General features: G+C 46.8%; 15 protein-coding genes. 12 read left to right on the top strand and 3 right to left on the bottom strand.

All coding sequences use genetic code 11. The features are described from left to right. Positions 1-231 precede the first annotated feature (231 nt). Positions 232-2,142 carry an AraC family transcriptional regulator gene (locus NSQ38_RS23460; protein WP_339784266.1) on the top strand — a complete coding sequence of 637 codons (1,911 nt, stop codon included), beginning with the start codon at positions 232-234 and terminating at the stop codon, positions 2,140-2,142. A 134-nt stretch (positions 2,143-2,276) separates the two neighbouring features. Here the strand turns inward: NSQ38_RS23460 and NSQ38_RS23455 are convergent, their stop codons facing one another. Further along, a complete protein-coding gene (locus NSQ38_RS23455) occupies positions 2,277-2,948 on the bottom strand; it encodes a hypothetical protein (protein ID WP_339784264.1) in 672 nt (223 codons plus the stop codon). A 44-nt stretch (positions 2,949-2,992) separates the two neighbouring features. Beyond that, a complete protein-coding gene (locus NSQ38_RS23450) occupies positions 2,993-3,514 on the bottom strand; it encodes a hypothetical protein (RefSeq protein ID WP_339784262.1) in 522 nt (173 codons plus the stop codon). 228 nt (positions 3,515-3,742) lie between these two features. Here NSQ38_RS23450 and NSQ38_RS23445 point away from each other — a divergent pair, with 228 nt between their 5' ends. The 5 genes from NSQ38_RS23445 (at position 3,743) to NSQ38_RS23425 (ending at position 7,770) form a co-directional block, all read left to right on the top strand. Continuing rightward, on the top strand, positions 3,743-4,420 hold the full coding sequence (locus tag NSQ38_RS23445) for an SOS response-associated peptidase (protein WP_091016984.1): 678 nt from the start codon (positions 3,743-3,745) through the stop codon (positions 4,418-4,420). A gap of 186 nt (positions 4,421-4,606) precedes the next feature. After that, positions 4,607-5,737 carry an NADH-dependent flavin oxidoreductase gene (locus NSQ38_RS23440; protein ID WP_091031500.1) on the top strand — a complete coding sequence of 377 codons (1,131 nt, stop codon included), beginning with the start codon at positions 4,607-4,609 and terminating at the stop codon, positions 5,735-5,737. Between the two features lie 137 nt (positions 5,738-5,874). Then, the gene (locus NSQ38_RS23435) at positions 5,875-6,642 is read left to right on the top strand and encodes a DeoR/GlpR family DNA-binding transcription regulator (RefSeq protein ID WP_339784261.1); all 768 of its coding nucleotides are present in this window, start codon (positions 5,875-5,877) and stop codon (positions 6,640-6,642) included. Positions 6,643-6,662: 20 nt separating this feature from the next. Then, positions 6,663-7,121, top strand: a complete 459-nt coding sequence (locus tag NSQ38_RS23430) for an OsmC family protein (protein WP_076216163.1) — start codon at positions 6,663-6,665, stop codon at positions 7,119-7,121. Between the two features lie 58 nt (positions 7,122-7,179). Then, entirely contained in the window at positions 7,180-7,770 is a 591-nt protein-coding gene (locus tag NSQ38_RS23425) for a DUF2062 domain-containing protein (RefSeq protein WP_339784260.1), read from the top strand. Here NSQ38_RS23425 and NSQ38_RS23420 read toward each other — a convergent pair. Continuing rightward, positions 7,748-8,677 (bottom strand): AEC family transporter, encoded by a 930-nt coding sequence (locus NSQ38_RS23420; protein WP_339784259.1) that lies wholly within the window; start codon positions 8,675-8,677, stop codon positions 7,748-7,750. The two genes, NSQ38_RS23425 and NSQ38_RS23420, sit on opposite strands and share 23 nt — an antisense overlap. A gap of 214 nt (positions 8,678-8,891) precedes the next feature. On the opposite strand from NSQ38_RS23420, the gene NSQ38_RS23415 reads away from it, so the two are divergent. From NSQ38_RS23415 to NSQ38_RS23390, 6 genes are all read left to right on the top strand, one after another. Further along, positions 8,892-9,974: a lactonase family protein gene (locus NSQ38_RS23415; RefSeq protein ID WP_339784258.1), complete on the top strand. Its 1,083-nt coding sequence runs from the start codon at positions 8,892-8,894 to the stop codon at positions 9,972-9,974. Between the two features lie 375 nt (positions 9,975-10,349). Further along, positions 10,350-10,982 carry a 3-hexulose-6-phosphate synthase gene (gene hxlA / locus NSQ38_RS23410; protein ID WP_036670570.1) on the top strand — a complete coding sequence of 211 codons (633 nt, stop codon included), beginning with the start codon at positions 10,350-10,352 and terminating at the stop codon, positions 10,980-10,982. Between the two features lie 4 nt (positions 10,983-10,986). Continuing rightward, a complete protein-coding gene (hxlB, locus tag NSQ38_RS23405) occupies positions 10,987-11,550 on the top strand; it encodes a 6-phospho-3-hexuloisomerase (protein ID WP_339784257.1) in 564 nt (187 codons plus the stop codon). A gap of 271 nt (positions 11,551-11,821) precedes the next feature. Beyond that, positions 11,822-12,181, top strand: a complete 360-nt coding sequence (locus tag NSQ38_RS23400) for a helix-turn-helix domain-containing protein (protein ID WP_036608849.1) — start codon at positions 11,822-11,824, stop codon at positions 12,179-12,181. 462 nt (positions 12,182-12,643) lie between these two features. Further along, positions 12,644-14,446 (top strand): oligoendopeptidase F, encoded by a 1,803-nt coding sequence (gene pepF, locus NSQ38_RS23395; protein ID WP_339784256.1) that lies wholly within the window; start codon positions 12,644-12,646, stop codon positions 14,444-14,446. 110 nt (positions 14,447-14,556) lie between these two features. Next, positions 14,557-15,072 carry a DUF2500 domain-containing protein gene (locus tag NSQ38_RS23390; RefSeq protein ID WP_339784254.1) on the top strand — a complete coding sequence of 172 codons (516 nt, stop codon included), beginning with the start codon at positions 14,557-14,559 and terminating at the stop codon, positions 15,070-15,072. The last annotated feature ends 51 nt before the right edge of the window (positions 15,073-15,123 follow it).

Below are 15,123 nucleotides of genomic sequence, written 5' to 3'. Positions count from 1 at the left end.
GGGCAGCTGACTTTATCAAAACATAATAAGGCCATAATTTTAGAACGGTTGAGATCTCTCTATAAGGGTTTTCGACTGATTTTATTTTGCGGCATTCAACAAAAACGGAGGTAGGCTTCTAAGATGGTTCCATCATTGTTATAATTGATAATCATTATCAATTATAGGTGGGTTTTTAGTCACAATGCCAAGGTATTGTGCATGTTTGAGCGCTTAGGAGAGGGAGTTTATATGGGAATTCAGAATGACATCAAGCTGTGGGATCAGGTACAGGTTCGCGTGCTAGATGTGCGTCTTATATCACTCGCAACACACGAGTTCATACGCAATTATGTGTTACCGACGAGTGCATTTGTGTATGTTCAAGGCAGGGGGCAGGTCTGGCTGGATGAAGAGGTATGGACTACAAACCAGTTCTTGCTGCTGCATGGGGGAAAAGGAGGACGTCTGACACTTGAAGCGACAGGGGTTATGGAGGTACATCTGATTTTGTACAAATCAACCTTGCCCTCCAACGTGCTTGTGGAGTACCGAATGATGCTTAACCAGCGTAATCCGTTTGAAGAGTCCTGGGCGACAGTGCCTGATCATACACTTGAGCTGCGTGAGCTTGTGCGGAATATACATGAATGCTGGTCAGGGCAGGAGCGAGTGGGCAAAATTCAGGTCAAAGTGTATTTCTTTCAACTGGTACAACTTGTCTTGTTACAGCGGAGTCGCATGTTTAACGAAGTTCAACAGCCTTCGCTTACCGATCAGGTTTTGCGATATATCAAAGCTCATTACCGGGAATCGATCTCACTTGATTCGCTTGCCCAGTCCCTGAGTTACAGTCCGCAATATTTATCACGCAAATTCAAGGAACAGACGGGATGTACACCGACAGAATATGTGATTCGGTTACGAATGAGTGAGGCAAGGAGTCTGCTTACGTCCACAGAAGCTTCATTACAGGAGATTGCCGCGTATGTGGGTTATATGGACCCGTTTTATTTCAATCGTATATTCAAAAAAGAGACCGGTATCACACCGGGGCAATATCGGTTGAAGCAGCAGGATAACTCGAAATCAGTTTCAGAAAGTACATTAAATGAAACAAATGAATCCATTGTAACAGGAGGGGATGAACGTTATCCTTTAATTGATGATGATAATCATTATCAATATACGGGAGATGAGGAAATCAACATGTTTAACCATTTTAAATCAGCGATCATGTCGCTTGCGCTTGTACTCACATTGAGTGCTTGTGGAACAGCCCAGCAGGGGGCTGAAACATCCGAAGTTGCGGCTGAACCCGAACAACCGGCAGTCGTGGAAACGCAAATGGTAAATACGACTTTTGGTGAGGTAGAAATTCCTGCACATCCGGAGCGAGTTGCTGCCATTGATTATCTGGGAACGGTGCTTGCTCTTGGTGTAAAACCGATTGGTGGAGGCCAATTTCTAATGAACAGTCCTTACCTGGAAGGTCACATGGATGGTCTTGAAACGATAGGGGATTCCGTTGAACAATTGATGGAGCTGGAACCTGATCTCATTATTACATTGAATCCGGACAAGGCGGCTTATGAGAAATACAGCAAGATTGCTCCAACCGTTTCGATCGCATCCATCACTTTTCCAACACTCAAGGACGAAGTGAATTATTTCGGTAAAGTCCTTGGCAAAGAAGCGGAAGCAGAGAAGTGGCTGGCTGATTTTGATGAGGAGATTGCCAAAATCAAGCAGGAGGTGCAGAGCGTTGTTCAAGCTGACGCTACATTCTCCGTTATGCAGGAATATGATCGCCAAGTCTTCATATTTGGCAATCAGTCAGGTCGGGGAGGGCGTAACATCTACGAATTGCTTGGATTGCAAGCACCAAAGAACATTCCATCCGAGTTGATGCAGGGCGCCTATCATGAATTCTCCATAGAACTGCTCTCCAAATACGCTGGAGATTACATTGTGCTGACCAGCAAGTCTCAGTTGAAAGACCTTCAGGCAGATCCGATCTGGGGTTCATTACCTGCAATCAAAAATGGAAATGTGTACATTTGGACGGAAGAACAATCCTGGTTCCGTGACCCTATCGCCTTGTTGAAACAGACACAGGATCTGGCTGAATGGATTATTGGACTTAATACACCGTCTAAGTAAGATACTCCAAAAAAACCGTGCTACCCAGTTTGCTGAGCAGCACGGTTTTCATATTTCTATGTAGGACTGAACAGTAGAAGGGGATTAGCTGCCTGCAGGGAGATGAAGTAGCAGTGTGATTACCGTATAAGAGTTTATTCGTTCTTTTGTTCGTTCTGAATTTCTTGCAGATCCTCCAGTTGCAGTGTGAGGTCATTCTCGGGGTTTGCGCTCACAATGACTTCTGACGGTGATTGTTGCTGACCTGGCTGATTCGACTTGGTGGCAGGTTTGATCACGTAGAGACTTTGAACGGAGTTGAGCAGGCTGGCAGGGGTGTCTTCATACGTTTCCAGGAAGAGTACATAGTCTTTGGTAGGAATCAGCTTGAGGTTGTCATCATTAATAATCTCGGTGTTGCCTAGTTGTCCGCCAAGTTGCTTCACTTCAAGTTTTTCCCCGGCAGTGTAACCGCCCTTATAGGATTCAGCGACCTGAATCGTGTGGATCGTATAGATTTTGTCAAAAGAAGATGGCTCTCCGCCCGGATCGGACGCGGGGTTTAACTCGTTTTCATTGGCAGCATCAGTAATTTGTACAATATCGTTTAAAGCTTCCACACGAGTCTCAACAACACTGCCTTTCACAATGGTATTTGCTCTCTCGGTCAGGTCGCCAATGCTGCCATAACTCGGGTAATCTTCAGAAGCAATAATGGTCATGGGTGCATCGGATGGGGAGGCGGTAGGTGTAACAGAAGAACATCCAACAGCAGATAAAATGAAAATGGAAGAGAGAAGCAGCGTTAATACTCGATTTTTGTTCATGGACAGGAATCCTCCTTGGATTTTTGGGATAAGTTCGTAGCGGATTAGTACTTGGATTTTACGTTATTGATATCAAAAGTTTGAGGTTGGGTCATGGAATTGCGGTTGCGGGTGTAAGACATAATGGAAGGACTGCTTGTACTCGGGTTGTCGCCGAGCCAGATGGAGTGTCCGAGTTCGTGGACAAATACGCTTTGAATGAAGTTGGATAAGTTGGTCGCGTCAGGGGTGATTGTGGATGCATTGAGTTCGATGCGGAAGCTTACGACTTGACTGCCGGATACGGAGGCGTAGTTGACACCATATGCTGTATTATTGAAGTTTCCTGCGGTGATGGTGTTTGGGGAGTTACTTGTTTTGGTGAATTTAACTTTGGCACCTGCATTGTTCCAGTTGGTAAGGGAAGCGTCCATGGGAGTCTGCCATGAGGAGGCGTAATTATACGTACGAATGGGAATGGTGGTGCTGGGATAACCGTAGGTCAGAAAGGTTGCCGCATAGATGGTACTGCCAAACATCGCAATCGCTGAGAACAACATGATGCTCATCAAAAACTTCCTTTTCATACTTAAAACCTCCAATAAATGTATTTTATTCTCTATTATAGTAACAAGTAATATTTGAGTTGAAATGAGTCCGAGGTCGTTGTTTTTGTCGTGAAAAACATAAAATATATATTGATTCGACCATAATGGTGTCAAAATAAGTCATTTTCTGTTTGATATGCATGCATAATTTCCCTGAAATAACAAACAATACGTTCAACTTCTCACAGGGAAAGGTAGTGCTTGAGCATGTGCAACCGTTTTTCATTGGCAGCCGATTTGGATGAAGTCAGAGATCATTTCAAGATTCAGCGAGTGATGTATTATTACAAAAACCGATACAATATCAGCCCAACCCAGCATACGCCGATTATTTTGCATCAGGATGGTGAGCGTGTATTGGATGAGTTTAGATGGGGGTTCATTCCATTCTGGGGTCGTGATGCCGTTAACGCGAATCTCATGACGGTGCATGAGAATCCTTCCTATTACAAACTGGTAGAGACCAAACGCTGCGTAATTCCTTGCAACGGATTGTATTACTGGCGGCAAGAGGGCAAAAAAAGTTATGCGGTTCGTGTTGTTATGCCGGATCGTGGTCTGTTCGGCATTGCAGGGTTATACGAAGTGTGGAGAGATACACGGAAAGAGCCGCTTCGTACCTGCACGATGCTTATGACAGGTGCAAATATGGTTACACGTGAGTTTGGCAGTAAAATGCCGGCCATTCTCTCCGAAGAAGAGATCAACACCTGGCTGGACCCGGCTAATACACGGGTGACTCAGTTGCTACCGTTATTGAAATCGTATAACAGTACAGAGATGAATCTGTATCCAGTCACCCCAATGGTCGCTAACGATGAACATGATTGTTACGAATGCGTGGAAGAGATGGATCAGAAGCTGGCTTACGTTCGGAGTTTCTGAATATCCTTTGGATGATGTGAAGAAGATGAAGAGGGCTGAGAGTCTGGAGACACTCTGCTCTTTTTTTCTTTCAGAAAATGAAAAGTTGCAATTGCAGTGAAACGTAACTATAATCATTACAGTAAGTGAACGCACATATCCATATATCTATTAAAAGAGATATTTATAATCAGGAGGGAACCACGAATGAATCCAAAGTTTAACCAGATGTTTGAACAAGTTTCACTGCCGACTGGTATTACACTGAAAAACCGTATCGTGCTCGCTCCCATGACTCATATGTCCTCGAATGCTGATGGTACCATATCCGATGCAGAACTTGCTTATTATGCACGTCGCACCGGTGGTGCTGGCATGTCGCTTACGGCTGTAGGGCATGTAACAGAGCATGGCATTGGTTTCCCAGCTCAGTTTGGCGTATATGATGATCGCTTCATTCCTGGCCTGAAACGATTGGCTGACACCATGAAACAACAGGGTTCCGTTGCCGTGTTGCAAATTTTCCATGCGGGCCGTCTGACACCTGAACAAGCTGTACCTGCGGGTCAAGTGGTTGCTCCTAGTGCGGTTGCGAGTGAACGTCCAGGATCGCCTGAACCTAGAGAATTGACGGATGCCGAGATTACTTCCATTATTAAAGACTTCGGGGAAGCGACACGTCGTGCAATCGAAGCCGGATTTGATGGTGTTGAGATTCACGGTGCTAATGGTTATCTGATCCAGCAATTCTTCTCCCCTCATTCCAACCGACGTGAAGACCGTTGGGGCGGTAGCGTCGAGAAACGTCTTACTTTCCCGCTTGCTGTAGTGGATGAGATTCAGAAAGTTGTTGCCGAACATACCAAACTGCCGTTCATCATTGGATACCGTTTCTCCCCGGAGGAACCGGAAACACCGGGACTCACAATGGAAGATACGTATGCACTGGTGGATGCGCTTAAAGATAAAAACCTGGATTACCTGCACGTTTCCCTGAACGAATTCTGGTCCAAGCCAAGACGTGGCGAGGCAGATACACGTTCAAGAATGGAATTCATCCTGGATCGTGTGAACGGCAAATTGCCTGTGATTGGCGTAGGTTCGATTCATACGGCAGATCAGGCCGCTGAAGCGCTCCAAACGGGGGTACCTCTGCTGGCTATTGGACGTGAACTGATTATCGAGCCGGATTGGGTCGAGAAAATCGAGAGCGGACGTGAAGAAGATATCGAGACGATTCTGACCAAATCGGATCAGGAACGTCTGGTTATCCCTGACGGATTGTGGAATGCAATCATCCACACGCCAGGCTGGTTCCCTATGGCAGAAGATAAATAAGATACACTTCAGAACTGGAATGGAGGGGGCGAAAGCTCCCTCTTTTTGCACATGGTCCAGATTCTTCTTGTCATCGCTCTGTGGTATGATGGATGAACAGGATCAACTGGATAATCAACGGTTTGGAGTGAAGGAATATGCTCGTAGCTGAACGGTATGAGAAAATAGTGGAATGGGTGGATACGCAAGGCAGCATGCGTGTGACCGAACTTAGTGAGCGCTGCGGGGTGACGGAAGAGACGATTCGTCGTGATCTGGACAAGCTCGAACAGGCGGGCAGGCTCAGACGGTCCCATGGCGGGGCGGTCAGCGTAAAATACAAGGATGAGTTACAGTCGGAGATTCCGTATCCGGAACGGGCTGTAGCCCATGCAGAAGAGAAGCTCAGAATTGCAAGCGAAGCGGTGAAAATGGTGGAATCCGGCGACCGGATCGCCTTGGATGCAAGTACAACGGCGTGGTATATGGCGGCAGGATTGCCAAACATTCCACTGACGGTATTAACCAACTCGATTAAGGTCGCCGCTGAGCTGAGTAACAAGGAGCAGATTCGTGTGATTGCCACAGGTGGGCAATTGGCTTCGAAGTCACTGTCTTTTGTAGGACCACTGGCGGAACGTTCGCTTGATGCCTATCATGTGGATAAAGTATTCCTGTCTTGTAAAGGTGTACATCTGACCAAAGGTATCAGTGAATCCAATGAATTACAGGCTTTGGTGAAGCAGAAAATGATCCATATTGCGGATGAGGTCATTTTACTTGCAGATTCCAGCAAATTTAACATACAGGCGTTTACCAGAGTTGCTGAGATGAGCAGTGTGGGCAAAGTGATTACAGATCAGGGCGTAGATGAAGAGCACGTTAGCGCATTGATTGAGCAGAATATTACGTGTATACGTGTGTAAACAAGAAAGGAATGAATGTCATGAAACATCCTTTTCATCTGAAAGCGGTATGGAATGGTGGGCGTAACAGTGAGGGAACAATCGATGCAGGTGGGTTAAAAACGGTCATATCGATTCCGCAGGAGATGGGCGGACCCGGTACGGGAACTAACCCGGACGAGATGCTGCTGGGTGCAGCCTCCACTTGTTACCTGATCACGCTGGCAGCGATGCTGGAGCGTTCGGATATTACGCCGGATGAATTGACGCTTGAATCGGAAGCAACGGTAGATGTTACGAATAACGTATTTACGTACGAACGGATCGTACATAGACCCCGGATTGTACTCAGCCAAGATGCTTCAGAGGCGGATCTGACCAAGGCTGAGCGCTTGGCTCATAAGGCTGAATCTTCCTGTATGATCTCCCGAGCGGTGGCAGGTAATGTCCAGATGGAGACACAGCCGGTCATTGTTACTACAGGAGCTAACGCGGTGTGATATACTGAAGAATAGACAATTCAAATTGTCATTTGTGTAAAATAAGGAGTAATTCGGTATGAACACACAGAAGCGCAAGACTAACCGCTGGGCACGTTTAACACGTGCTATGAAGCTGAATTTTCTCAAATTGTTACGTGCTCCCGGAGGTGCCCATAAAGTATCTACCGGATTTGCCATAGGGTTCGGACTGGAACTGATCGTGATCTCGACCGCTTCCCTGATATATCTCGTATTTTATCCGATTGTGCGACTGTCTGGGGGTTCGATGCCAGCAGCGATTGTTGGTAATGTGATCGGGAAACTTACGTTTTTACCTATTATCCTGATGCCGCTTGCCAAACAAATTGGCTCATGGATACTGCCTGCTCACAGCATGGGACAGGGACTGGTACACGAGAGTGCATTCATGGAGCTGTTTCGTGGGAACTGGTCGGCCGTGAGTGAATTGTTGCTTGGTGGACTGGATATTCTGGCAGGCATGTCCGTGTTTGGTGTCATTCTGGGTGTGATTTCGTACTTTGTCGTGAAATTCTTCTACGTCAGAGCGCTCAACCGGCGTTATGAACGCCGGCTGGAGAAACGCCGACAAGCGGATATTGCTTCGGTATCACCTCAGGTATTAATTAGGAAGACATCACAATCATAATGGGCAGCATCAACATGGATGCAGCGGTGGTCCACAGAATGCAGCGGGATACAAACTGCGGAGAAGCATTGAACTGTTCAGCCAAAATAACGGCGTTCACTGCGGTCGGCATCGATGCGAGGATCAGCAGCACACTGAACAACGTGCCTTCGACCTGAAGCGCGGTCAGTATCAGCCAGGACAGGATTGGCGCAGCTGCGAGACGGACCACAAGTCCGGTCCAGAAGGCTCGGCGTACATTGGGCAGCCAAGGTGCCGTTGCACCTTTGGGTCTGAGCATCTGTGCTCCCAGAATGGCGAGAACGACAGGCGAGTAGCCCGCAGCCAGCATGGAGATGCCTCCATCGAGTGCGTCAGGCAGGCTCAGATTGGACGCACGCAGGGCAATGGCGATGCCAGCAGCATAGATGGATGGCATGCGGAAAACGGACAGGATCGCATCTTTCACCGTGAATTCGGATCGCGCGGCAAAAAAGATACCTACTGTATTAACAATGATCATCTGTCCAATGACGTAGACGGAAGCCTTGTCCAGTCCAAGTTGACCAAAGGCAAGCAGTACAAGCGGGAGCCCGTAATTCACGCAGTTTGTAAACGTGGAGACGAGGGTGAGACCCGCTTTTTCGCTTGCACCCAGACGGAAAATCCGGCTTAACAGCTCGGCGAGTGCCCACAGAGCAATCAGATTAATAATAGAGAACCAGAACGTGCTGGTGACGTCCGTCCAGGTAATCTCGGCATGCAGCAATGTATTGAAGATGAGCGCAGGGCTCAAAATATAAAGGGAAAAGGTCGAGAGCGACCGGGTATCCCAATTCTTGAAGCGTTTTAACAGAATACCTCCGATCACGGGAAGTGATATCGGCAGGAACACATGATATAACGTGAGTAAAAATGAGTGAAGCAATGCAACTCAGTCCCTTCTGGATGAAAAACCTATCTTATCATAGCAGAAGATGCACCTCATATGAATGGATTTCAGTATGATGATGTGTAGTAATCGCCTTGCTTAACTAAGGATTTCCCTGATGTGCAGCGACAGCGGATTGCTATTTTGATATGGCAGATTTATTATAGAAGAGGTGCAACAAGATTACATACACATAGAGGAGGAAACTGTAATGAGTGAATCAAAACGCTTGCTCGTACTTGCTGGCTCTTACGCCGAAGCGGAAAATGAGGGCATTTATGCATATGAATTGAATGAGGATACAGGCAGCTTGTCCAAGCTTGACGGCATCGCGGGCGTGAAAAACCCAACGTTTGTCAACGTGGATGCTGAAAGAAACAAACTGTATGCGATTGGTGAAACAGCGTCAGCTGAAGGCAACAAAATGTCTGAAGCGGTAGCTCTGAGCATTGATCCTTCTACAGGAAAATTAACGTTGCTGAACCGGAATAACTCCATTTCAGCTCCACCATGTCATATCCAGCGTGATCCTTCCGGCAAATACTTGATCCTGTCCAGCTACCACGGTGGTCTGGTAGGTCTGCAAGCCTTGACGGATAACGGTGAAGTTGGAGCGCTTCTGGACGAGAAGAAACATGAAGGACAAGGTGCGCATCCTGAGCGTCAGGACAAGCCACATGTTCACTCCGCATTCTTCAGCCCGGATGGTAAATACATGATGGTACAGGATCTGGGCGCAGATAACATCGCGATCTATTCCATTGATGCAGACAAAAATGAACTTGTGCTGCACAGTGATACCAAAACGCATCCGGGAGCTGGCCCACGTCACTTGGCGTTCCACCCGAATGGTCAATTCGCATATGTCATCAATGAAGTGGATTCTTCCATTACTTCGTTCAAATATGATGCAGCAGCGGGCACGTTGACTGAATTGTCTACCGTATCCACACTGCCTGATGGATATGATGGCAAAGAGAATACAACAGCCGAAATCACGGTTTCCAATGATGGACGTTATGTATATGGTTCTAACCGTGGACATGACAGCATCGTTGTATTTGCAGTAGACGCAGACAAAGGTCACCTGACACTGGTTGAGCATGTATCTGCAGAAGGTGAGCACCCGCGTCACTTTGCGCTGACACCTAACGGCAAATTGCTGATCGCAGCTAACCGCGATACCAACAACCTCGTGACATTCACGGTAGATCAGGAGAGCGGACGTCTGAAATACACAGGTCACAGCACAGGTGTATCCAAACCGGTATGCGTGAAACCTGTATATCTGTAAAATGATAAATTTCTAAACCAGCCCTGGCTGGATTGAAAATGATAAAGATAACGACCCTGCCATGTGGCGGGGTCTTTTATATTGAATATCTAATGGTATGATTAGGCTGTTGTTCTGCTTAAGCGTGCGGATTGGAACACAGGATTAATCCTATATTTGATTCACCTAACAACGAATAATTATCAATAGTATCGCCCAGGTAACTACCCCACTTCAAAGTGCGTACTTCCTGAATGGATAGTCAGGGTCTACAATGAGTGAGTAGCCAAAACAAACACTGCATGCATCTGAACAGACAAATAGGTGCAAGCTAAATATCTAATTATTATTTTTACAGGAACGACTCATACTTGAACAACAAAGGAGAAATAAATAATGAAATTGCAATTGGCGCTCGACTTGGTAAATATCCCTGAAGGTATCGCACTGGTTAAAGAGGTTGAACAATATATTGATATCGTTGAGATTGGTACTCCAATTGTTATTAATGAAGGTTTGCACGCGGTAAAAGCGATGAAAGAAGCATTCCCTAATCTGCAAGTTCTTGCAGACCTTAAAATTATGGATGCTGGTGGTTATGAAATCATGAAAGCAGCTGAAGCTGGTGCGGATCTGATCACTGTGCTTGGGGCAACCAATGACAGCACGATCAAAGGTGCAGTAGCAGAAGCGAAGAAACAAAACAAACAAGTTCTTGTGGACATGATCAACGTGCCTAACCTTGAACAACGTGCTCGTGAAATTGATGCGCTTGGCGTAGATTACATCTGTGTACACACAGGTTATGACCTGCAAGCTGAAGGACAAAGCCCGTTCGAAGATCTGCAAACGATCAAAGCAGCTGTGAAAAACGCTAAAACGGCTGTCGCTGGTGGAATCAAGCTGGAAACATTGCCAGAAGTAATCAAAGCACAACCGGATCTGGTTATTGTAGGCGGCGGTATCACAGGACAAGCAGACAAAGCCGCAGTTGCAGCTGAAATGCAACGTCTTGTTAAACAAGGGTAAGCAGATGAGCAAAACACAGTACGCAGCTGACATCTTGAAGGAGCTGGAACGTACGTTAAGCCAGATCGACGATGCAGAGATGCAAGCGATGGCTGAACACATTCTGGCTGCGGAACAGATTTTTGTGGCTGGAGCAGGTCGGTCAGGTCTTATGGGAAAGGCTTTTGCCATGAGACTGATGCAGATGGGGCTTCGTGTATATGTGGTGGGTGAGACCGTTACACCTGGGATCAGCTCGAAGGACTTTCTCTTGTTATGCTCAGGCTCAGGAGAAACAGGCAGTCTGGTAGCGATGGCTCAGAAAGCTAGTAAGGCAGGTGCACCTGTCGGTCTGATTACGATCAAGCCAGATTCCACGATTGGACAATTGGCAACTACGGTAGTACGTCTTCCGGCTTCAGCCAAAGAGGACACAGCAACTTCCGGAGCGGATGTAACCATTCAGCCGATGGGTTCGTTGTTCGAACAGGGACTGTTGATCGGCATGGATGCACTCATCCTTACGATGATGGAAATGAAGGGAATGACCGGAGCGGATATGTTTGGCCGCCACGCGAACCTGGAATAGCGATTAGATGAAAGAAAGACCGGAATCCTTTGATTGCAAAGGGTTCTGGTCTTTTCTGCGATGCACAGTCATTTATGTGTATAGGTTTTATTCGTAATTTTCACTTAAACTTTGCATCCCGACCAGGCTGTAGTAGAATTAATAGATAGCTGTATCGAATGAATGTACTTATTACATCATGCATGGAGCGGAAAGCTTACTTCGTGTGAAGTGTCCCCGTGATATGCGTAATATACGCGATATAAGATTGAAGATGAGGGGGCTCGGAGCCATGGCATCCGAAGTGAAGGAACGGATTAATCTGAAAGAAATCAACTGTGAGAAGGAACTGACCCTTGCGGTGATCGGTGGCAAATGGAAACTGATTATTTTGTGGCATTTGGGTCTGGAAGGCACCAAACGTTTCAGTGAGCTGAAACGCCTAATCCCTCATATTACTCAGAAGATGCTGACCAACCAGCTACGTGAGCTGGAGGAAGACAAGTTGATTGAGCGCAAGGTGTATGCAGAAGTCCCTCCTCGGGTGGAATATACGTTGACCGATCACGGTCAAAGCCTGATGCCCGTGCTGCACGCAATGTATAACTGGGGTAAAAATTACGGTGAAAATGTAATATGGAAAGAAAGCTAAATAAGTTATAGTTAGAACGACCGCTAGGTAAATGGATTCTTCCATTACCCGGCGGTTTTTTGATTTACTTTCAGACCATGGTCACATGAGCAAAAGTTTATACGAAACGTAGAGGACAGAAATAGCTTGAAGAAGCGAAGCTAAAAGCTTTCTGAAAAAAAGCTACATCGCAAGCACATACTGGCCTTTATCTTAGATACCCCTTTTGTATAGATGGAACTAAACATTCACACGAGAACGTAGAGGACAGAAAGAACCTGAAGAAGCGGAGCGGTCGCCTTTATCACCGGATTTTCACCTTTGAAAAAGGGAATCAAAAAATCTGGGGATAAGAGCGATCGGAAGGTTGTTCTGTCATCGGAGTGGTAAGTGTGAATAATCTTTAGTCCAATCTATACTCCCTTGCACTGGAATATGATACGATGAGAGATATTGGAAATGCAAGGAGGATGACATATACAGATGGAAAAAATACGTACACGTGCTGAGGTAAACCCAGAAACCACTTGGGATCTGAGAGACTTGTTTGTAACCGATGTAGAGTGGGAGCAGGAGCTTCGATCACTTCCTCGGGCTGCTGCCCAGATCGAAACGTTCAAAGGACATTTGGGCGAAGGAGCTGAACAATTGCTGGCTTGTCTGGATGCGCGCGAAGCTTTGCAGGAGCGGATCGCCAAGACGGCTTCTTATGCCCGCTTGAAGCAGTCAGAGGACAGCACCAATCCGGTGAATATTGAGAATTCAGCTAAAGCAGGAGATATCCTATCAAATCTGTCGTCATCCTTGTCTTTTGTCAATTCGGAGATCGTTGATCTGCCGGAGGGGACCGTTGAACGTTACCTTGAAGAACTTCCGGGATTGGAGCCGTATGCGCGCAGTTTGGAGCGTTTGATTCGAGAAAAAGCACATCGGCTCACGCCAGAGACCGAGAAGGTACTCGCTTCACTCGGAGAGGTACTGGATTCGCCATACCGTATCTATCTGCGCGGTAAACTGGCAGACATGACGTTTGACGATGCTCTGGATGGAGAGGACAATAATCGTCCACTGTCCTGGTCATTCTATGAAAATAATTATGAGATGTCGTCCGATACAAAGCTGCGCCGTTCTGCTTATGCTGCATTCAGCTCGACATTAAATGATTACAAAAATACGTTCGCAGAAGGTTATGCAACCGAAGTGAAGAAACAGGTTGTTTTATCCAGGCTGCGTGGTTACGACGATGTTACAGATATGCTTCTCAGCCCACAGCAAGTGAGCAAAGAGATGTACAATAATATTCTGGATATTATCCAGCAGGAACTCGCACCTCATATGCGCAGACTGGCGGCTCTCAAGAAACGTGAGCTGGGTCTGGACAAGCTAATGTTCTGTGATCTGAAGGCGCCGCTTGATCCTGAATTCAGCCCTGCCATTACATATGATGAGGCGTGCACACTCATTCGAGAAGCACTTGATGTGCTTGGGCCGGAGTATGGCGAGATCGTAGAGCGCGCATTCAGTGATCGCTGGGTGGATTACGCAGATAATGCAGGCAAATCCACAGGGGCATTTTGCTCCTCTATATATGGTTCACACTCCTATATCTTAATTTCATGGGCAAACAATATGCGTGGAGCATTTACACTTGCCCATGAAGTGGGGCATGCAGGCCACTTCATGCTTGCGGGACGTTACCAACGGCTAACGAATACACGGCCATCTCTTTATTTCATTGAGGCACCATCGACCATGAATGAAATGCTGCTGGCCGATCATCTATTGAAGCGTTCCGATAATCCGAGAATGCGTCGCTGGGTCATTTTGCAACTGTTGAACACGTATTACCATAACTTCGTTACACATCTGCTGGAAGGTGAATTACAGCGCAGGGTGTATGCACGCGCAACCAATGATGAGCCCATTACGGCGAAGACGTTATGTCAGCTCAAAGGAGACATCCTTTCCGAATTCTGGGGACCTGATCTGGTAATTGATGAAGGGGCCAAGCTCACGTGGATGAGACAACCTCATTATTATATGGGACTTTATCCATATACCTATGCGGCAGGTTTGACGGCTTCCACAGCGGCAGCACAGCAGATTCGGGAAGAAGGACAGCCGGCGGTAGATCGCTGGCTTGATGCACTCAAAGCTGGTGGAAGTCTCACACCACAGGAGTTAATGAAGCTTGCGGGAGTGGATATGTCCGGACCTGAGCCGATTCGCTCCGCGGTTGCTTATGTCGGCAGTCTGGTCGACGAACTTGAACGTCTGTATTCCTGATCTGGTTCATATAGTATACGGACAAGGCAGAACGGGTTGTCTGCATGCACCGCCTTCCTTGAGTGGGGGGCGGTGCATCTTATTTTGCAAGGGGAAAGGAACGATGATGAATGGCGTTAACGAGCGTGTCCTCATCGATGGGCCGATTAAGCGTAGACGGCTTTGGTGTGTTTGACGACATGAATGGAGTACCAGGTTTTGAAGGCAATCAGGGTGGTTTTTTTTCGGGATTTAGTGAGTTTGCTGCAATGAATGCATTTGCTTCGATTTTCATTGGTGCCATATTTCTCATCATTGCGGGAGTTATTGTTTTTGTTATTATTTCAGGCATACGCTCAGGGATGTCAAATAACGCAGCAGCCTTGTTAAACCTGCACTCAACGGTGGTGGCCAAACGAACGGAAGTCTCAGGTGGCAGCGGCGATAGCAGTGCGACGACCCGGTATTATGTTACATTTGAATTCGACAATGGGGAGCGCACTGAACTGATTGTTGGCGGAAACCATTATGGCATGATGGTGGAAAATGATCGAGGGATGCTGACGTATCAGGGGACACGATTCAAGCATTTTGAGAGAGATGTACAGCCCCAGTCGGGGGTAAGCAAAGGTCAATTTTATACGTAAAAAGAGAACTGCGGCTCCTCCCAGGCGGGAGAGAGTCGTTTTTGGTATAGA

This window comes from Paenibacillus sp. FSL R7-0313 (assembly GCF_037969885.1).
GTDB lineage: Bacteria > Bacillota > Bacilli > Paenibacillales > Paenibacillaceae > Paenibacillus.
The sequence above is the reverse complement of the archived record's forward strand: the minus strand, read 5'-3'. Positions and strand labels throughout refer to the sequence as shown.